Source organism: Paenibacillus cellulositrophicus, assembly GCF_009363095.1.
Taxonomy (GTDB): Bacteria; Bacillota; Bacilli; order Paenibacillales; family Paenibacillaceae; genus Paenibacillus_AQ; species Paenibacillus_AQ favisporus.
Genome location: NZ_CP045295.1, coordinates 2597471 through 2617509 on the forward strand (window position 1 = coordinate 2597471; position 20039 = coordinate 2617509).

Annotated in this window: 19 protein-coding genes; 3 read left to right on the top strand and 16 right to left on the bottom strand. The window is 51.5% G+C overall.

Features of this window, described 5'->3' with window-relative positions; genetic code table 11:
- Positions 1–218 precede the first annotated feature (218 nt).
- The 5 genes from GCU45_RS11710 to GCU45_RS11730 form a co-directional block, all read right to left on the bottom strand.
- Entirely contained in the window at positions 219–1064 is an 846-nt protein-coding gene (locus GCU45_RS11710) for a Gfo/Idh/MocA family oxidoreductase (RefSeq protein ID WP_152399063.1), read from the bottom strand.
- A complete protein-coding gene (locus tag GCU45_RS11715) occupies positions 1061–2143 on the bottom strand; it encodes a Gfo/Idh/MocA family protein (RefSeq protein ID WP_152399064.1) in 1083 nt (360 codons plus the stop codon). Before GCU45_RS11715 ends, GCU45_RS11710 begins: the two co-directional genes overlap by 4 nt.
- A 216-nt stretch (positions 2144–2359) precedes the next feature.
- A complete protein-coding gene (locus GCU45_RS11720; RefSeq protein WP_152399065.1) occupies positions 2360–2743 on the bottom strand; it encodes a DUF302 domain-containing protein in 384 nt (127 codons plus the stop codon).
- A gap of 64 nt (positions 2744–2807) precedes the next feature.
- Positions 2808–3206, bottom strand: coding sequence for a rhodanese-like domain-containing protein (locus GCU45_RS11725; RefSeq protein WP_341874557.1), 399 nt, complete (start codon positions 3204–3206; stop codon positions 2808–2810).
- Between the two features lie 109 nt (positions 3207–3315).
- Positions 3316–3627 carry a rhodanese-like domain-containing protein gene (locus GCU45_RS11730; RefSeq protein ID WP_152399066.1) on the bottom strand — a complete coding sequence of 104 codons (312 nt, stop codon included), beginning with the start codon at positions 3625–3627 and terminating at the stop codon, positions 3316–3318.
- A gap of 282 nt (positions 3628–3909) precedes the next feature.
- Between GCU45_RS11730 and GCU45_RS11735 the strand changes: the two genes are divergently transcribed.
- Entirely contained in the window at positions 3910–4755 is an 846-nt protein-coding gene (locus GCU45_RS11735) for an alpha/beta fold hydrolase (protein ID WP_152399067.1), read from the top strand.
- Positions 4756–4915: 160 nt separating this feature from the next.
- Here the strand turns inward: GCU45_RS11735 and GCU45_RS11740 are convergent, their stop codons facing one another.
- Both GCU45_RS11740 and GCU45_RS11745 read right to left on the bottom strand, forming a co-directional pair.
- Positions 4916–5461, bottom strand: coding sequence for an HAD-IIIA family hydrolase (locus GCU45_RS11740; protein ID WP_152399068.1), 546 nt, complete (start codon positions 5459–5461; stop codon positions 4916–4918).
- A gap of 55 nt (positions 5462–5516) precedes the next feature.
- Positions 5517–6503 (bottom strand): AraC family transcriptional regulator, encoded by a 987-nt coding sequence (locus GCU45_RS11745; protein WP_244364613.1) that lies wholly within the window; start codon positions 6501–6503, stop codon positions 5517–5519.
- A gap of 197 nt (positions 6504–6700) precedes the next feature.
- Here GCU45_RS11745 and GCU45_RS11750 point away from each other — a divergent pair, with 197 nt between their 5' ends.
- Positions 6701–7654 carry an SDR family NAD(P)-dependent oxidoreductase gene (locus GCU45_RS11750; protein ID WP_152399069.1) on the top strand — a complete coding sequence of 318 codons (954 nt, stop codon included), beginning with the start codon at positions 6701–6703 and terminating at the stop codon, positions 7652–7654.
- A gap of 72 nt (positions 7655–7726) precedes the next feature.
- Here GCU45_RS11750 and GCU45_RS11755 read toward each other — a convergent pair whose 3' ends face one another.
- The 5 genes from GCU45_RS11755 to GCU45_RS11775 form a co-directional block, all read right to left on the bottom strand.
- Positions 7727–8629 carry an AraC family transcriptional regulator gene (locus GCU45_RS11755; protein WP_152399070.1) on the bottom strand — a complete coding sequence of 301 codons (903 nt, stop codon included), beginning with the start codon at positions 8627–8629 and terminating at the stop codon, positions 7727–7729.
- A 218-nt stretch (positions 8630–8847) separates the two neighbouring features.
- Entirely contained in the window at positions 8848–10068 is a 1221-nt protein-coding gene (locus tag GCU45_RS11760; RefSeq protein WP_152399071.1) for a multidrug effflux MFS transporter, read from the bottom strand.
- Between the two features lie 198 nt (positions 10069–10266).
- On the bottom strand, positions 10267–10641 hold the full coding sequence (locus tag GCU45_RS11765) for a chromosome partitioning protein ParB (protein WP_152399072.1): 375 nt from the start codon (positions 10639–10641) through the stop codon (positions 10267–10269).
- Between the two features lie 73 nt (positions 10642–10714).
- Positions 10715–11635: a GNAT family N-acetyltransferase gene (locus GCU45_RS11770; protein WP_152399073.1), complete on the bottom strand. Its 921-nt coding sequence runs from the start codon at positions 11633–11635 to the stop codon at positions 10715–10717.
- A gap of 86 nt (positions 11636–11721) precedes the next feature.
- Positions 11722–12066 (bottom strand): winged helix-turn-helix transcriptional regulator, encoded by a 345-nt coding sequence (locus GCU45_RS11775; RefSeq protein WP_105444161.1) that lies wholly within the window; start codon positions 12064–12066, stop codon positions 11722–11724.
- Positions 12067–12171: 105 nt separating this feature from the next.
- On the opposite strand from GCU45_RS11775, the gene GCU45_RS11780 reads away from it, so the two are divergent.
- Positions 12172–12555 carry a RidA family protein gene (locus GCU45_RS11780; protein WP_152399074.1) on the top strand — a complete coding sequence of 128 codons (384 nt, stop codon included), beginning with the start codon at positions 12172–12174 and terminating at the stop codon, positions 12553–12555.
- Positions 12556–12821: 266 nt separating this feature from the next.
- Here the strand turns inward: GCU45_RS11780 and GCU45_RS11785 are convergent, their stop codons facing one another.
- The 4 genes from GCU45_RS11785 to GCU45_RS11800 form a co-directional block, all read right to left on the bottom strand.
- Entirely contained in the window at positions 12822–13868 is a 1047-nt protein-coding gene (locus GCU45_RS11785) for an N-acetylglucosamine kinase (RefSeq protein WP_152399075.1), read from the bottom strand.
- Positions 13865–15376, bottom strand: a complete 1512-nt coding sequence (argH, locus tag GCU45_RS11790; RefSeq protein WP_152399076.1) for an argininosuccinate lyase — start codon at positions 15374–15376, stop codon at positions 13865–13867. Before argH ends, GCU45_RS11785 begins: the two co-directional genes overlap by 4 nt.
- Before the next feature lie 159 nt (positions 15377–15535).
- Positions 15536–18115, bottom strand: a complete 2580-nt coding sequence (locus GCU45_RS11795) for an NEW3 domain-containing protein (protein WP_425281291.1) — start codon at positions 18113–18115, stop codon at positions 15536–15538.
- Positions 18116–18284: 169 nt separating this feature from the next.
- Positions 18285–20027 (bottom strand): ABC transporter permease, encoded by a 1743-nt coding sequence (locus GCU45_RS11800; protein WP_152399077.1) that lies wholly within the window; start codon positions 20025–20027, stop codon positions 18285–18287.
- Positions 20028–20039 lie beyond the last annotated feature (12 nt).

Consider the following 20039-nt stretch of genomic DNA (forward strand, 5'->3'; position numbering starts at 1 on the left):
TGCTTTTGCTTACCAAGACGGCCAAAGCCCGTGATCGTTCGCTGGCCAACCCGTTCCAATGCAAAAAAATCTCCGGAGACTCGTTGTCAACGCGCCGCTTTGTGCTAACAACGAGTCTCTATGGAGATTGCATACTGCGCCTATATGAATTCAGGCGCAACGCAAAGCAGCCCTTCCCGTTCTCCGCGAAAATGGCTGCTTTGTTCTGTTCCTGCCGCCTACAGGCTCTCCGGCAGATCGATCCATTGATACGGCTGTTTGGCGGCGATCCGGCCGTTCTCGATGATCGACATAATGGCGACCGTCTCGGCAGGCGGCACGTTCACTTGTCCGGTCTCGAAAAACGCCACCAAATCCTGAATGAAGCGCTGAAAATAATCCGAGGCCGGCTGCACGACGCGGCAGGTACCCGAATCGTAGTTGACGGCCATCATAAACGGGCAGCCCTGACCCGGCTGCTGAATCGTGGCCTGCCGGCCGCCCGCGAACTCGATCAGCAGTGCCGGCACAGCCTCTGTGCCGACGAACATGACGCGCTTCGCGTCTGTACCCATAAGCGCAACAATCGGCTCGATCTGGTGGATCGAGTAGTTCTCGAACGAGCCCGGACCAAGGCTCGAAATCACCCGAATCCCCGCGCGCTCGATCTCCCCGTATTCGTCGGCATAACGCAGCGCGGAAGAGGAATACAGCGGTGTGTGATGCTGCGCGGCCCGCTCGAACAGGCGCATGGCGGCTGTCCGGTCCGGGGCAAACGTCTTGTCCACGTACGTCGGTTTCCCCGAGGCGAGTGGCAGCTCCGCCAGCGCCTCATGCTGCTCCGGGTTGTCAGGCGACAGCACGATCAAGTAGTCGCTTTGGGCGATCACCTCTTCCATCGTGTCGCACCACATCACGCCATGCTTTGCACACCATTCCCGATTGGTGAGCCCATGCTCCACGTCCTTGACCGCATACGCAAAGGCGACCTCCATCTCCCCGCGCGAGGCGTCCTTGATCCATCCGGGATATTGGTTGGCATGCCATTCGTCCAGATAATAGTCGATAAAGCCGATTTTCTTCATGCCGGTGCCACTCCAGCTTCCGTTAAGGAAATCTCACGGCTTTCTTCGGAGGATTGGTAAATGGCCTCGATCATTTGCGCAGTCAAAATCACTGTGTCAATGTGCGACGGCAGCTTTTCACCGGAATGGATACCCGCGATAAAGCCGTCGATCTCCTCCTGGAACGCATTGGTCTTCGGATAGTTCGGCGTGCTTTCGATTAATGCGCCGTGCTTCGCCGAATACAGCTTAAACTCTTGACCGTACTGGAGGCGAATACCCGCCTTGTCGCCGAGGAAATCGATGTACGTTTCTTCCACGCCGATGTTTTGCGCCCAGGCGCCGTTGACCGAAATCGACGGGCCTTCGGTCCGAATCATGGCCGTCACGAAGTCGTCGACGTCATAGCTGCCCTCATAGTTTGGAGGACCCGCCCACATGTTCAGGTAAGCGTAATTTTGCATGTCTTTGCCCAGCTTGGAGTACGCCTGCCCCGTCACCGTCTTCGGCCGCGGATCGCCCGCGCAGTACATGACGATATCTAGGTAATGAACACCCCAGTCAATCAGAGCACCGCCACCGGCCACCGCCTTGGTCGTAAAATCACCGCCGAGCCCGGGAATAGAGCGATGGGCGCGGAAGCTGACCACGACGTGGTACAGCTCGCCGAGCTCACCGCTTTCAATCATCTGCTTGATAATGTTGACGCCTTTATTGAAGCGGTTGACGACGCCGATGTTCAGCGTCATACCGGTTTCGTGCTGTACCTTCTGCATCTCCAATGCCTCCCGGTACGTCCGCGCCGCCGGCTTTTCGCACAGCACATGCTTGCCTGCGCGCATGCAGTCGATCGCGATTTGAGCATGAACGTTGTTCGGCGTGCAGATCGATACCGCCACCACGTCCGGGTCCTCTAAAATGACCTGATAATCCTCCACCGCCGTGCCGCAACCGTACTGCTCGACGGCTTTCTCAGCCCGTTCCTTGCGAATGTCGCAAAAATACTTGATCTCGGCATCCTTGTTCGCCATGTACGCCGGGATGTGCGCATTGTTGGCAATGGTCCCGCAGCCGATCACGGCTACACTCGTTTTTGACATAATCTGTTCCCTCCGATGGTCCTGAACCCGGTTAGGCAGATCCGGATTGCAGAGAATAGTTTGACCGATATACGATTCATAAAAAAATGCCATCAGCCTTCTCAGCTGACAGCATTTCATTTGTCTATCGTTCACGGCCAACTTACCGACATGTTATCATGTAAGCGGTTTAGTTGATTTTACTATCGTATGGGAAAATAGGATTATCGTATCCGTTTATATACTCTTATCCACACATGCCGTCAGGCGCTTTTCGATATCGGATGCAATGCTCATCAAGGCATCGTTCTCTGCCAACCCGATCAATGCCGTTGGTTTCGGCATGCCAATCTTGGTTGTTCCGTTCTCTACGTATACGGCCAGCTTGCACGGCAGGAAATATCCGACCAACGCATCTTCAGACAATACCCGTTTAGCTTCAACCGGATTACAAACCTCCAGAATCTCATACGGCATATCGAACTCAACACCCTTTTCGTGAAGCTTCTCCTTCATGTCCAACCGCCAAAGGACGCCGAACTTTTCCGCCTTCAGGTTTTCCGTCAGTGCTTCGATCGCTTGTTCAATCGTTATGGTCGTTTCAACCGTGTAATGAAACATCGCATGTCAGCCTCCCGTTTTTATCTCACCATTAGGTTAACTTAACCAAACATCATCATGGATATTACTTACGCGTCAGTTTACCGTTCCAGGCGCTCAAACCACCCTTTAGATGTCCCAGCTCCTTGTGCCCATTTTTAAGCAGCATCTTCGCCGCGCTTTTGCTGCGCATACCGCTGCGGCAGTAAAGGAGCACCGGTTGATCCTTCGGGATTTCAGTGAGCAATCCGGGCAGTTGGGACAGTGGCATGTTTCGCGCCCCGGCAATAAATCCTCCCTTAAATTCACCCGGTTCACGGACATCCATCAGCAGGGGTTTAACCGGCTTTTTCATTTCGTTGCTAAACTCCTGCGCGTTTAAGTTCCGAAGTCCTTTAACCGGTTTTAACCTCGAAAATACAAACCAGCCAAACAGTACGATGATAACGAAATTGATGATTGTTCCCGTTTGCAAAGTTTCCACATCCTTTAGCTTTCACTTGTTTCAGAAAAGTATGAGCTTGTACCGTTAACAGTCTGCCGGAACCCACACTTATGCTGAACACGGGCTATTTATATGGTTTTGCCGGAGATCAGCGGACAACATCATTCCAGTTGTTCATGCCTCCCGTCATATTCACCACGTCGAATCCTTTTTCACTCAGCAATTCACAGGCAAGGCCGCTGCGATTGCCGCTGCGGCAAATCACGATAATCTCCTTCGACTTATCAAGCTCATGCAGACGCCCGGATAGCTGCCCGAGCGGAATATGCTTGGCGCCTTCTAGATGACCCGCAGCCCATTCCTCAGGCTCGCGAACATCCAGCATATACAACTTCTCACCACGATTGAGTCTTAATGCCACTTCCTGCGGTGTCGTTGCTTTGGGAAATTTGAATGCCATGCTGTTTCACTCCTTATAGATGTTATACATATACCCCTATAGGTATATTAATTGCGTTTTTCCCCTTTGTCAACTTTGGTAAGTGCCTATGAAGGAATTACCAGTGCTTAGAAAGCAAAATCAAGGCCAGCTCATCAACTGAGCTGGCCTTTTTAAGGGGAACCATACGTTTATCGGTAAGGTGTTATCAAGTCCTATACTTAGGACCAATTCATCCATTGGGTTGGATTCATATTCAGTTCATAAAGCTGCTTTATGATCTTCCTACAAGGAGGAGATGAAATGAGTAGGATAAAGACGGATATGTTATCTGTGCCTGGAGCAAACATCCACTATGAGGTGCGCGGGGAAGGGCCTATACTTCTGATGATTCACGGGGGATGCGGTGACGCCGATGTATTTCAGGAGGTCGCGGACCATCTCGCCGATCAGTACACCGTCGTCACTTACGACCGCCGGGGCCACTCCCGCAGCAAACTCACCAATCCGGCTGAAGATTACCGGATCGAGACGCACAGTGACGATGCTCACCGACTCTTGGCTGCTTTAACCGATGAGCCAGCATACGTTTTCGGAAGCAGTTCCGGGGCAGTCATTGGACTTGATCTGACGATGCGCTATCCCGGACAAGTGCGTGTGTTGATTCCGCATGAACCGCCTTTGCTGGATCTTTTACACGGCGATGAACGATTACAGGCCAAGATGATCATGGAAGACTTGATCGCAGATCACCGCAAGTTAGGCTTATTTCCCGCTTTTATCAAGTTCACTTCAGCCATTGGACTTCGAGATGATGACGGCCCCAGCCCTTCTTCGCCGCCGAGCGATGAGCAAAAGGAGCGCATGATTGCAAATATGGAATACTTCATGGCGAAGGAAGCTCCGGGCGTGCTCGGATATGCTTTCAAGCTGGAGCAGCTCCAAACTGCGCTATTTCTTTCTACGGCACAAGTCCGCCCCGCTGTAGGCAGAACCTCCAGACAGTACTTTCCCGCCCGCTCCGCTGAAGGATTGGCAGAACGTTTGGAGGTAGACATTGCCGAGTTCCCGGAGAATCACATTGGCTACCAAGTGCAGCCAAAACCGTTTGCCGAGCGGCTGAAAGACGTTTTGAGTTCACTAAGATAGTGTACACGCATTTATTTTTAAACCCTTTTCTCTGGCACTATACAGGAAAAGCCAAGAAGGCGATGTTCTCCCTCTTGGCTTTTTCCCTATCTCGTAATGACAGAGGAATGTCAGCGACAATAACGTTGGTAGCTGCGCCAACGTTGGACTAACTGAATAGCTATTTTAAGAGCCAGTTAACAGCCTCTAGTACATTTTCAGCTACAAAATCTGGAGCAGCTTCAAGCCATTCTCCAAAAAATTGATTATTGCGATATTTGGCCAAATCCTTCTCGCCAGAACCTGTTTTTACTAACACCTTGATACACCCTGCTCTTTGGGCAGCAATCATATCGGTCCACCTATCTCCAATAACAGCACAATGCTTCAACTCCAGATCGTTATCTACTGCTGCCTGAATGAGCAAAGCCGACGAGGGTTTGCGGCAGGTACAGCCCTCCTCATGTTGGTGCGGGCATATGTATACATGATCAAAACCAAAGGAAGTTAGTTCGTCCTGAAAGTCGCCAATCGTTGCATCTCCACGAGATATACCGGGTTGATTTGTAAAAGCGTAAATTGGTATCCCAGCACTCACAAGGACTTCAAACGATTGTTTGGCGAAAGGAAATAATTTAAAAGTACCGGGGTATATAACCTCTTCAGAACCACCAATAGTCCCATCCCTGTCAATAAATACAGCCTGAATTTTCCTCGAAGTTGACATGTGATCACCACCAAATTGTCCTTATTAGTTCTCTTCTCGGTTATTATTTTATAGCTCAGTTGTGAGTTTTTTGACTATGTTTTTCCTCTACTCCGGGGCTATTTCTGAAAGCTTTGATATCTTTAGATGGTGAAGATCCAAAAAGCCTGCGATATTCCCGGCTAAACTGCGATACATTTTCATAACCAACTTCCATAGCTGCTGCAGTCACATGAATTGCGCCACCCAGCATAAGACGCCTGGCTTCATAGAGCCGAAGCTGCTTTTGATATTGTATAGGTCCTAATGTTGTTACGGTCTTAAATTTATGATGCAGCCCGGATACGCTCATGTTCGATAATTTTGCTAGTTCCTTTATGGTAATCGATTGAGCATAATTCTCTTTGATCCATGCGATGGCTTTGCCGATCCCCTCGTCTTGCTGATCCATCATGACTTGTTGAAAAAAAATATGCCCTGAATCCCCAGAGAGCAGCCGAAAGATCATCTCGCGTTTCATCAGAGAATACAAATAACGATTCGCATCGGGTTTCTCGATTAGCTTGAGAAGACGGTAAAAAGTTTCCACCAAACCTTCGTCGGCTGTCCCGACGTATGCTCCGGTATTCAACTTTTTATTTCTTGGTTTAAAATCAAGGCCAGCCTCCATAACCACAGAAGCGATCTCTTCCATCGTAAATTCAACGCGCAGACCGAAATAGGGTGATTGCTTGGTAGCCCCAATAATTTCTGCGGATGCCGGAATATCAATAACAGATACCAAGTAATCCCCAGCATGATAATCGATGACCTCATGGCCAAGATGAAGTTTCTTGGCACCCTGTAGAATCAGACAAATCGAAGGAGTCAAAACACCAGAAATTTCCGAAGTCTGCCGACTATACCGCATCGTCGTTAGAAACGGAATTATCGTCTTGGTACGACCCTCGACAAGGGTAATCCGTTTTGTAATCTCCAGCATTTGATCCAAATACATTTTGGATTGGGGGCTTTCCGTATATAAATGGTAGTACTTGATTTGCCGCTCTCCCACAATATTCACCAACTTTACTTTGATAGATCCTCAGATGCTCGTTGAAACCTTTCTTGTAATCGTAACTTAATTTTGGATAAAGGCAAAGAACGGTTCCTGTCATTTGCAGTTTTGAGCAAGTTTTAAGCAGAAACTAACTATCTCCATATATCCATTCAAGTCATAATGACCTTGAGATTAGAAAATCAAGAAAGAAGGAAATCACAATGCCGGAGTCCTCATTGATTACAACCCCGTTTCATTCCGAATCGACAGCAAGCGATGTCGTTGCAGGGATCAATCTTGCGGGTCGCAGAGCTGTCGTGACGGGAGCCACATCCGGAATCGGCCTTGAAACAGCCCGAGCTTTGGCTGAAACGGGCGCCGAAGTGACACTAGCTGTTCGCAATCTCAATGCGGGAAAGCTCGCAGCCGAAGATATTGCTGTAACCACGAGTAATCCACTCGTTAAGGTAATGCCATTAAATCTTACCGATCGATCCTCGATAGCCTCATTCGTTGCTTCATGGAGTGGGCCGCTGCACATCTTGATCAACAACGCGGGTATCATGGCAACGCCCGAGACGCGAACTCCTGAAGGATGGGAGCTTCAATTCGCTACTAATCATTTGGGACATTTCGCTCTAGCCACCGGACTTCACGATGCTCTAGCTGCAGCAGACGGCGCTCGCGTGGTCTCAGTTAGTTCTGCAGGGCATCTCCGCTCGCCGGTTGTGTTCGATGATATTCACTTCCTGCGCCGTCCCTATGACCCGTTTCTTGCCTACGGACAATCCAAAACAGCTAACATACTATTCGCCGTGGAAGCTTCAAAACGTTGGATCAATGAGGGTATCACAGCAAATGCTTTGATGCCTGGCGGTGTGCGAACTCCGGGAGTTGACCGTATACAGATCACTCCCGAGCAGATCGAAAAGCTAAACAAGACTAGAACAGGCTATCCGGAAATCATCTGGAAGACCCCTCAACAGGGAGCCGCTACTTCCGCGCTATTGGCAACGTCTCCCTTGTTAAACGGTATCGGCGGCCGATATTTTGAAAACTGCAACGAGGTCGGACCACGTGTTGGAGAGACTCAGTCGGGGCTCGCCTCTTACGCAATGGATCCCGACGCGGCTGATGAATTGTGGAATGTGTCTATGGAATTAATGAACAGCTAATGAGTCACTAACCTATTTCATACAAAAAGACCCCTTTACGAGGGGTCTTACGTTACGTTATTACATAATCGGCTATACCTTTTTTACCGGCCGCAGCACAGCATAACCATATCCTTCAGGGAAATGCCGTTGGTAGTCTTGTTTGATCCCTTCATCCCATTCGTAGCCCATACCTGTGAGGTCGAAGTTCCACGCCACTTCTTCAACGGTTCTCATCACAGCGCCATTATCCTTCAAATAGTCGAAAGGCGGGTGAAAAAAGACCAAATACTCCGATTCCGGAATTTCCCTGCACTCCATCCCTTCCGGAATGGGCCCCTCGTACTCCAATGAAACAGGGATTCCATATAGGTACCCCTTTTGACCATTTTGGTAAAACCATCCCGCCGTCTGACCCAGTTGTCCAGGGAGGGTGTGATTGGACATACTCTCCAGCGTACCGCTGATCTCGTCACAAGAATGTCCCTTTTCCCAGAAGTCCCCATAGTTTGCTGCGGAAAGGTCCCAGATCCCGATAAATTTATGCGCCGGAATGAACTCGACTTTGATCTCCGCTGGTTGCAAATGCACCTTGCTCATCTTATCCCGCTCCTTGATCAAATAATGGTAAGGCGAGAATACCTCCTGACGAATAGCCAGCTTAATAGGGCGGGGAGCTTTTTGGTAGGCTGCGGGGGTGAGTTGAAAAGCTTTGTTGAACGCACGTGTGAACGCCTCTTGGGATGAGAACCCGTACTTTAAAGCAATATCCAGAACCCGCTGGTCCGTGTCACGGAGCTCCAGGGCGGCTCGACTGATTCTTCGAGTCCAGACGTAATCCCGTAATGTTGTCCCGGTCAATTGGTTGAACTGCCTGGAACAATAATAAGGGGAATAGCCTAACTGCTCCGACATCTTCAATAAAGACGAACTCTCCGTTATATTGGCTTCGATCCAATCCACCATAAGCTGGACCATCTCGTTCCATTCGTACATGGAAGTCCTCCCTCCTTTCCCTTCGATCATAGCACCGGCAATTTTCGCATATTTGATTCGAGTTGCACAATAAAAACCGGGTGTTACTTGTGATACGGTTCTCCACGTTGATCATAAAATACAGATACAGCAGCCGACTAATTGCCGGCTGCTGTTGGTTGTTTTTGAGCTATTGTTCTCGTTTAACTTAGCTTTACTTCCTCAATCTGATCTAAAAATCAGGCTCGAATTTGCGCCTGTTGTGATGCACTCGGAGCTTTTCTTACCAGTCCGAAATAAGCAAGCATGGCTGCGGTGCTCGTCGCTAAAATAATCAGGCCTAGCGGAACGGCTGTATTTTCACCGGCAATCCCAACCATAGGAGCAACCACCGCACCTAGCAGAAAAGGGATGACCCCCAGGAGTGCGGCAGCACTTCCCGCCATATTGGCCTGTCTCTCCATGGCAAGCGGAAACGCCGCAGTGGATGTAATGCCTATGGAGCAAACAAAGAAAAACAGCGGGATGACCAAGGCGAACAGCGGACCATGGAATACAGCGACCACTAGAACAACGATGCTTGCCGATAAGGCTACCCATAGGCCAAACAACAGGAAAGCCTGTTCAGATATGCGATGCGCCATCCGCCCGACCAATTGCGAGCCTATAATCAAGCTGATGCCATTTGATCCGAATAGCAAGGCGAAAACGGCCGGTGTGACGCCATAAATATTTTGATAAATAAAAGGTGTTCCTGAAACATAAGCAAACACACCCGCGATCATAATCCCCTGTGCAAGCATGTAGCCGACGAACTGACGGTCACGCAAGAGCATTCCGTAGCTGCGGAGCTGGTTCGCAAAGTTGGGTTTCTCGCGTCTTTCCGTTGGGAGCGTCTCTTTCAAGCGCCACTTGGTCATCGCCCACAAGTAAATCCCCAGCAGAGACAGCGCGATAAACACGCCAATCCACGTTGTGAACGAAAGAATACCGCTGCCTGCAATCGGTGCAGCAAGTGGACCCAAATTACCGACAAGCAGCAGCAAAGAGAAAAATTTAGTGAGTTCGTGGCCGCTGTACAGATCGCGGGCTATGGCTCGCGAGATGACGATTCCCGCGGAAGCGGAAAACCCTTGGGCGAATCGGAACAGGATCAGCAAGCCAATATTGGGTGCGAATGCGCAAGCCAACGAGGAGATGATATACACGGCCATGGAAATCAGCAGCGGATTCCGCCGGCCATACACATCACTTAGCGAGCCCATAACGAGCTGACCTATACCTAATCCAAGCAAACAAGCCGTCAGGCTAAACTGGACGAGTGATGCGCTCGTATTGAAATTATGTGCGATTTCAGGAAATGCCGGTAAATACATATCAATCGTAAACGGGCCTAACGTCGAAAATAAACCCAGCAACAAAGCCAGGCCGAAAACACTCCCTGCATTATTTTTGCTCATTATGAGTTGAATCTCCAATTCTAGTATGGTTTCTATTTTCTAAGATCATTTTCAGACATGCCGATGATGCAGCTCACATCTTTTTCTCCAGTCTCCTTTCCTAGTCTTCGTTAGATCTTCTGCGCTTCTTCCATGTTTAGTTGAAGTATAAGGCCTAGAGTTAACTGTAGGTCAAGGATTTTCGCTTATAGAATTTCTTCATTGAATCACGTCCGCCGCCGGCAATGTAATATACACGGCATCAATTTCACTTTTCTCATCCATTAATGCTTTTGCAATTCGATGTCCCCCATCAATTAATTGTCCGTCTGAACATAATAATATGGGGTACTCCATGTTGGCGTTGATAATCCGCTGACAATGAAGCGCAACATTGCGTATCGTTGGAATTGGGGTCCTCCTGCTATCTTTAAACCAACAATCCTGATCCAGTTCCTTTATTGAATCAATCTTGATTGTATGAACGGGTAAGTTCTTAGATAACTCCCATAGTTTCTCTACGTCCCAGAAATGATGCCTTCCGTCAATCACCCTTCCATGAATATGCTTCATTCGTGAAAGTAGCTCTTCCACAACAATCACCTCCGTTTTTCATATTAATCGATGGCATAGCGTCCTCCACTCCTTGACCGTGACGGGTAATCTGCTACGGTGAGAAGATCGCTTCATAATGAATTCTTTGATACTCCTCCTGAAAACCAAATTTTTTATAGAGCCCTTTAGCCGCATCATTTTTACTGTCTACGCTTAACCGAACATCAACTGCACCTGAATGCTGAAGCCTTTGCAGTATTTCGGATAGCAGCGCTTCCCCAATGCCCCGTCTGTGCCATTCACGCTTTACTGCAATAGTCGGTATTCTGGCATGAATTCCTCGAAATGTAGCACAAAGGAGGCCAACTGCTGTCCCCGTTTTATTTTCACATAGCATATACAGGTTTTGCGAAAAACCAGTTCCCTGAAATTCGTGAATGACACTCTCAACCGTTTTGTTACCACCGAATGCATTGTTATAAATCTCTGCCCAAATCGGAGCATCTTCTAGCGTAGGGGGACGGAATTCAAATTCTGATGGAGGGCTCGAAACGTTGATGTGGTTTAGGTCGTTTAAGCACAAAATATTCAGGCTGTTTTGCAACTGCATTCCAAAATTGGCACCAAGAGCGGTTTCTCCAGAAATACTCGTGAGCGCACGATGAATAAAGTGAATTTGTTTCGCCTCTTGTTGTGCGATTTCAGCCAGTCGTGTAAAAATAAACTTAAACATTGCCGTACCAATGCCTCGCCTGCGCCAATCCACGTCCACCGTCCCGTAACAATACACGGAAACGTGTGTAGTCCGTTCAACGAAACATAATGAAAAATAACCGACGGTTGTCTGTCCAAGCTCAACAACGAACGTGTTATCCCGAATTCGTTCGCCGGGTTCATCTAAATCCTGCTCAAACGCTTCGGCCGTTAGCCCGTTCAACATATGAAATGGGTCGCGATTGATCATGGATACAATATTTGCTGTATCTGACCGTTTATGCAGGCGAATTACCAAGTCATCATCCGAAAGCTTCATTCCGTATTTTTCCTCCAATACATATTTACCAATTTATAACAATACTGCCGGCTTTGAACTAACGTTTCCCGTTAATTGAAAGCCGCTCATGTTTTCGGTTGGTTTTTTACTCCCCACTCGCATAACCCTTCCAATACGGGTAAGAGTGTCTCCGCTTTCTCTGTAAGACTGTACTCGACTTTTGGAGGAACTTGAGGATACTCTTTCCGTTTCACCATCCCATCCGCTTCTAATTCTTTAAGTTGTGAACTCAATGTTTTAAAAGTAATAGCCCCGATCTGTCTCTTCAAATCATTAAAGCGAACCGTTTGATTTTCTGCCAGGAGGTAGATAATCACCATTTTCCATTTACCGCCAATAACGGATAATGTGTATCCAAAAGGTGTATCCTGAACATTTTTAACTTTGCCTTTATACTCAGCCATGCTCATATTTGCACTACCCTTTCTGATAGTACCTATCAATAAAGTGCGTACTATATTTTTATTTTTTCTCATCTTATACTTGCCTTACTTTGAAGTAAAGGAGAGAAAAAAATGACTACAGTGAAAACCTACAATCACGATCTTTGGGATCACGGCATCACCCAGGGCTATAGCGTCAACGGCACGATTTACATCTCGGGGCAATTTTCCCACGATACAGAGGGAGCGTTTGTTGGCGAGGGAGATATCGAGGCACAGACCCGGCAGACGCTGGAAAATCTGGATCGAGTACTGGCGGGATTTGGTGTCACCAAGTCGAACCTGGCTTATGTTGAGATCTATCTGACAAAAGCGCAAGAGCACTTCGAGCATTGCATTCGGCTGTTCAAGGAATACATCGGACAACACAGGCCAGCCGGCAGCTGCATCGGCGTAACATATCTGGCGTCTCCCGAGCAGCTGATCGAGATCAGTGCCGTCGCACACACGGACTAACCCGGCTAACGTGGTTGGCCGGACTGCAAGGGCGCAGCATTTACGAAAAAAGACTGAACGCTCTATTCTGGGCTTCAGTCTTTTATTGACGATCGACAAAGTATTGATTTCAGTAAGAGTTATTAGAGAGGCCAGCGGGGCGTCGGTGAACTAGAGAACGGGAAAAAAGCGCCTTCTATGCTAACAGTTACTGCATTAGCAAAGGCGCTTCAAGCTATGCCATTGGTTTTTATTAAAGGGTAGGGGACAGATCGTTCCCCGGCTGCCTAGAGCATCCGCATCCCCTGCGCAATCACCCCGTAAATCGGCTCCATCTTTGCCTCGTCAACGCTGGCCAGAGGCGAGATGGAACGGATTCGTTCCGCCAATCGGCTTCGCACAAGCGGAATATTCTGCAGCACGCCTCCCTGCAAAATCAGGGCAAATGGCTCTTCCGCTTCAGCCAATCCGATTCTTTCGATCACGGCCTGGGCCCCTAGAAACAACTCGTCGGCAGCAGCCTCGAGAATCATGCGTGCAGACGTGTCTCCCTCCTGCTCCGCTTCACTCACGAGCTTGCTGAGCCCGGCTGTTTTCTCCACGCTGTATGCCGCGGAGTAGGCCCAGTTGAACAGTTCCTCTTCCGTGCGCAGCTTCAGATGATGCAGCAGCTTACCCGTTAACGCCGTGGCACCGCTCCTTCCGTCATATCCACGCAGTGCGGCAATGATGGCCTGCTTACCGATCCAATAGCCGCTGCCTTCATCGCCGACACGGTGGCCCCAGCCGCCGGCACGAGCGCTTTCACCGCTCGCGTTGATCCCGTACACGATCGAGCCGGTACCGGCGATGACCAGAATGCCGGGGGCGCCGCCTGTGGCACCGAGTAGAGCGGCCACGCCGTCATTCTCCACGATGATGCGGTCGGCCTGCACTTGCGTGTTTCGAAGCGCTTCATGGACAAGCTCCTCAATCACCTGACGGTCGTAATCGGTATCCAGGCCGGCGAGGCCGAACACCGCACAGGTCACATGCAGCGGTGACTCTACTGTTACGGCAGGTGAAGGATCTTCGGCCTGAGAAGGGAGAGGAGCAGCATCTCCGTCAAACGCAGACCGCGTATTCCCTTGAACATCCAGATCCGCCAGCTGCCTCTTGGCTTCCTCGATCGCACGCGTAAGCTCAAGCGCCGCGGCTTCGCGCCCTACTCCCTGGTAGTTGCATGATCCCGCACGCCCGCTCGCCAGCACCCGGCCCTCGGCATCCGCAAACACGGCCAGACACTTCGTCCCCCCGCCGTCTACGGCCAGCAGAGGAATGGTTGCGATGTTCATCGGCTGCCGCTCCAGCCGGCCAAGATGTCATCCAGGTTCTTCAAGGCTCCCTCCGCCTGTTTGCGGGCTGCGTCCAGCCATTGCTCCTGAGTCTGCTGGGCCCCTTTCCGCTTCGCGATCACGCTTTGAATTTCCGAAGGAGCCGGCCCGCCGGGGAGCGTACGGATATTCACAAAATGAACCGGATCCAGCGCCATTCGCAGCTGCTCCTCCGTCAGCGAGAGCTTGCGGCCGATGACCTCCAGTGCGATCTCATTGACAAGCTCCAGCGTAATTTGGTTAGCGGCAAGTCCATCGGCGACGGCACGCTTCACGAGACGGCTTACGATATGATGGGAGCTGCGGAACGACAATCGGTCGGAGCGCACCAGCGTATCCGCAAGCTCGGTCACCGTGGCAAAGCTGCCCTCGGTCCGCTTCCGCAGCACCTCCTTATTAACGTCCACAGTTCCGATGACGCAGGAGAGCAGACGGTACATCCGTTCCAGCACCTTCAGCGCCTTCCAGGCGTAAGGCTGCATGTCGTCTTCAGTATCGACGATATCGCCGAATGGCGTGTTGTGCATCATGGTCAGCACGGTCTGGGTATTGCCGACGCAGCTGGAAAGAAGCGCACGCATATGCTCGAACGATACCGGATTTCTCTTCTGCGGCATGATCGAGCTGATCTGCACGTAAGGATCGGCCACGCGCAGCATGCCGAATTCCTGTGTGCACCACAGCAGGAAGTCCTGCGACGATCTGCCCAGGTTAATCGCGGCCAGCTGCACGGCCGTCATCATCTCGCCGACGTAATCGGCACCGCCAATCGCGTCGTAGGAGTTACAGATCAGCTCGTCGAAGCCCAGCAGATCCTTCACTCGCTCCCTGCTGATGCCGAAGCCGGATGTGGTCAGCGCCGCCGCCCCCATGCTGCTTCGGTTGCAGTTGGCATAAGCCGCCTGCAGCCGGCGGATGTCGCGATCCAGTGAATCGGCCATTGCCAGAATATAGTGGGCCAACGTCGTCGGCTGTGCCTGCTGTGTATGCGTGTATCCGATCATGATGGTGCCTTTATGCTCCTCTGCAAACGAAAGCAGCTGACTCTTGAGTGCAAGGGCTCCGCGAAGCGTTACGAGCAGCTTCTCCCGCAGCACGATCCGGTAAATCGCGATGCCCATATCATTGCGGCTGCGGGCCAGATGCAGATTGTCGGCAATGTCTCCGGCCGCTGCATGCAGCTCATGCTCAACCTGAAAGAACAGGTCTTCGAATTGTCCCGTATATTCCGCTTGGCGCAGCCCCTCCAGGTCAAGGCCGCGAATGGCGGACGCGATTTGAAGGGCTTCTTCCCCGCTTACAAGTCCCTGCTCCTTCAGCATGATCAAATGCGCTTTGTTGATCGCCATCATCGCCCCGAGCAAGCTGTTCTTCGCTTCATCGAAAGCAGGCTCGAGCACGGCTTCCGTATAAGTGCGCCCCGGAAAATGTCCGCCTTCCCGTTCCAAAATTTGTTCCCGATTCCTCATGTTGCCCCATTCCCCTCCATAGTTTGTTTTTATGTACGTAAGCCAAAGTCTTTATCCGTTTGAAAAATCCAGGGTCCGGCGCGAAGCCTATCGCTCCGCGCCATCCCCTTTCAAGCTAAATCCTCAACCATTCATCCTACATTCAAGCCCAATCCTCCATTACTTCTGGGGAGTGGTTCCGGTGGAAACCGTCCCTTCCTGCTTCAGGCTGATCATGTTCACGAACATGCGAATCGAGCCTGGAACAAGGCTTGGCATTTCGCGGTACCAGACAATGGAGCTGTACGTGTAATTCCCTTTGCCGTAAGGGGCTGTGAGGAACGTGCCCGTAAACTCTTTCTCGCCGGGATCTCCATTCGAGATCAGCTCCGTGTACTCCTTGCCCCATTCGGATGGGTTGTAAGCCGAACGGTCCTGAATCCAGTTCTCCCAGTCGGCCGATGTTATTTTATTCGGCGTGTTAAAGATCGGATGATCCGGCGCAAGCATCGTCACCTTGGAGTTTTCGTCCGTGACGCGCCATTCGATCAACGGCGCGCCGATTTTGATCGGATACGGAGCGAGGTCCGGCGACCATTTGTCTTCCGGTTTGTGATACTGGACCACCAGGTTGCCGCCATTTTTGGCGTAATCGAGCAGACGCTGATTGCTAGGAATCAGTTCCGGCCGGAACGCATAGGCCCGAATGCCGAGCACAATCGTATCGTACTGCGACAGATCGCCGAACTGAATCGTTTTGGCATCCAGATTCGTCACATTGATGCCCACCTGGCGCAGCACCTGATCGATGTTATCAAAGCCGCTGGACACATAGCCGACCTTCAATCCCTCCGGCACCTTCAGATCGAATGCTTGAATGGCCAGGTTGGCCGGCTTAACGTAATAGGTTTTGCCGATATGCGGATACTGAATGACCTGCACCGTTCTGCTGCTGTCCAGCGTTCCATCGCTCGATACAGCAGACAAGCTGTAGCTTCCCGCCTTCACGCCCTCCGGCGCCTTGACGGTAAACTCAGCCGTCTTGGTTTCGTATTTGGCCGCGAAGCTCAATTCCTGCACCGCGGGCTCCACTGTCCAGCCCTCCGGCGTTTTCAGCGAAACTTTCGTCTTCTCCGCGCCTGGCGCATAATTCGTCGCGGTCACCTTGACCGGTACAGTGTCTCCCGGTTTCAGCGTATTCAGAACCGCCGCTTCCGGACTTAGGGACAGCGCAACCGGCGGCAGCACGGCTACCGCATTATCCGGAACCGCATGCAGCGTTGCCGCCGTTCCGAACGCCTCATACCCGATATCCGCGGAAATCAACGGAAGCGCATAAGGATTGAAGTCCTCCACCTGTTTCGGCACGGTGACCTCAAATTCGGTTTGGACCGTCTTGTTTTTGTCCAGCTTGGCGAAGGTCGCCGCTCCTGACGCTTTCGCATTCCAGCCTTCGGGAACATTCAGCTTCAGGCTGACCTTGCCGACATTCACATCTCCGCCGTTAAAGGCTGTTACCGTCACCTTCGTCGTTTGCCCTGGAATAAGCTCTCCGGTCTCCGGCTTCACCTTGACGACGACGGAAGTCGCCTCCTGGCTGGCTTTATTGAGCTGTCTTTCCTTCACTTCCAAGCGGTGCAGCAGATCATTTTTCGCCGATGAATCTAAAGATGATGACTTCACAAGCTCCACGGCGGTTTGAACGTCCGCTTTCATTTCGTGAACTTCGCGGGCGACTTCCGCAAATGCGGGATAAGCCGCAATGACTTCGTTGGCGTCCTTTTGCAGCGTGTTCAGCTGCTTGGCGACTTTGTTGTCTTTTCCTTTGGCGTCTATTTCTTTGGCCAGATCGTCAAACGTAAAGGCGATCCCGCCGAACAACGACGTTCCCGGCTTATCGTCCGCCTTCTTGCCGTCCGCCGACGCCTGCAGTGTGTAATAGGCCGTTCCTTGGCCTTCGTCCACTTGCCGGCCCATGCCCTGGCTCTTATGCATATAGCGGGATTCTTCTCCGAGCTGGGCATAAGAAGCGCCGTACAGCTCATTATATTCGTTGACCGGCAAAGAGACATCGTATGCCTTCTCCGTTCCTGGTACATAGAGCTTCTTCGGCTGCCAAGGCTGCAGCCCTTCCTTCAGCTGCTCCGGGAAAATCTGCGGATTGCCCGCATCCTTGAAGGCACGTACGGTCAGCACGTTGATCGCGCGATGATGCCCGTGCGTCGAAGGTTCGTTCAGGAACGCCGGAATCAGCACATCCGGACATTTCTCCCGGATTTGGCGGATCAGCCGTTCATAAGCGACGTCCTCGCCCCATTTTTCCAACGTTTCGTCCGGACTTTTGGAGAATCCGAAGTCATAGATCGGATCGTCCAGCTTCTGGCTCAGGTTCGCCAGCGTCACATTCGTAATCTTCGATGCTTCCTGAAGCTCCCGTGTGCGGATGATTCCGAGGGCGTTGCCCAGCTCGCTGCCGATTTCGTTCTGCCCGCCTTCTCCGCGGTTGGCGATGACACTGTATGTATCCACGCCGAGTCCGAGCGAAAGATACGCGAGTGTCGCACTATGCTCATCATCCGGGTGAGCCCCCGTATTCATCGCGCTGGCAATGGTGGTGAGGGGCTTGATAGCTTTCCATAAATCGACCACCCCCCTGTCAGCAGATGCCTTTCCAGGACCGGCTTGAAAAGCCAGCGTTCCTGCCATCACCAGGCTCATCGATGCCGCCATCCATTGTTTCGCCCTGCGTTTCTTACTCAGTTCACGTTGACTCAAGTTACTTCTCCTCCTTCAAGCGTGAGTGTTGGCTTGCATCGGCAAATGCCGCTGCCTGCCTGTATCATTATCGCAATCGGCTTGTATTGGACAGGTCGCCGCGTAATGAAAAAAGGGTGTTCTTTTACCGCTTCAGGTTCAGGAAAATGGATCGTCAAATCGCGGAGCCGGCATTGCCGCCGGTCAGCCTCCGGGAAACGTAAAGCACGAGAATAATCATCACAATCTGCAGCACGCCGTACGCGCAGGCGGTTCCGAATTCAAAGGCGTACATCCGCTGAAAAATCTCGACCGAGATCGGTGTCGTCTTGTTGGTATACAGCAGAATCGAGGCGACGAACTCGCCGATGCCTTCCACAAGCGCAAGCAGCGTGCCAGCCAGGATGCCGCTCAGCGCCATCGGAAACACGACGCGGCGGAAGGTGTACCACCAGGACGCTCCCAAATTTCGCGCCGCTTCCTCCACCGAACGGTCGGTTTGCATCAGCGTGGACGAGGTCGAGCGGAAAATCAGCGGCAGATGCCGGACGAAATAAGCCAGCGGCAAAATCCAGAAGCTCCCGATCAATACCTGTCCGAAGGAAAACGCATTGGGCTCGCTGAACGCCGTAATGAGGTTCACGGCCACGACCGTGCCCGGAAGCGCCCAGGGCAGCATGATCAGAATGTCGAGCAGCGTTTTCCCTTTAAAGTTCATGCGCACGATGGCATAGGCAGCTGCGACGCCAAACAGCAAGTTGCCGATCGTCGCCGCGATGCTGATTTTGAAGCTGTTGGCGATGGGACGCCATGTTTTGCTGTCGGTGAAGAGATCCTTAAAATGGTCCAGCGTATAAGACGGCGGCAGCACTTGGGTCGTCCACTTTCCGTCTTCGGAGAAAGCAAGCAGCACGATCACGAGAATCGGCAGCATCAGCACGAGCACCCCCAGAAAAGAGAGCACCATCGCGGTGTTTCTGCCTGCTTTGCTTTTCACCTCGGTCCGGTGAACGCTGACGCCTTTGCTCATGTTCTGGTAGTTCCGCGCGCCTTGGTACCAACGCATCAGAATGAGAAACAGAATGGACACGACGGACAGCAGCGTCGATTGCGTCGCCGCCATATCCAAGTCGCCGTTGGTACGCGACAGATAAATCTGCATCGTCATCGTCCGTTCAATGCCGAAAATCAGCGGCGCGGTATACGACGCCATCGAGATCATAAAAACGAGCAGCGATGCCGCAACGATGGCCGGCGTCAGCATGGGCAGAATCACCCGCCGCCAGATGGTGAACCGGTTCGCCCCCAGATTTGCTGCGGCTTCCTCAAGTGACGGATCAAGCCCCTTGATTGCCGAAGACGCCGTCATATAAAAATAGGTGTACATCGTAAACGTATGGACCACCAGTACGCCCCAAATCCCTTTTAGGGTAAAAGGCGGCTTGTCCAGATGAAGCAGATGCTGCAGCCCCCGCGGAATAATCCCGCTGGAACCGTACAAAAATTCAAAAGATAACACCCCGATCAGTGGCGGCAGCGCCATCGGCACGAGGACAAGCACCGACAAGAGCTTGCGCCCAGGAAACTCGTACCTTTCGAGCAAGAATGCCATGGCCACCCCCACGATGCCGCAGGTGATCACGCTGAGTACCGAAATGTATACGCTCGTCCACAGGGCCTCCAGATTCGCCGTATGTTCCAGACTGAAGAAACGGGAGTAGTTTTGGAGCGAAAAGCCGCCGTCTAACTGCAGGCTCTGCCGGAACGTCTGGAAGAATGGATAGATGACATATGCCACAAGAATAAGAAATAACGGCGCAATCAGCACATATACAAAATGCGGCGATCTCGTCAGCGAATTCCAGCGGCTGCTTGGGCGAATAGACGGCGGTGCCAATTGAGGCTGAGGTTTGTTCATCGCTTCGGGTCA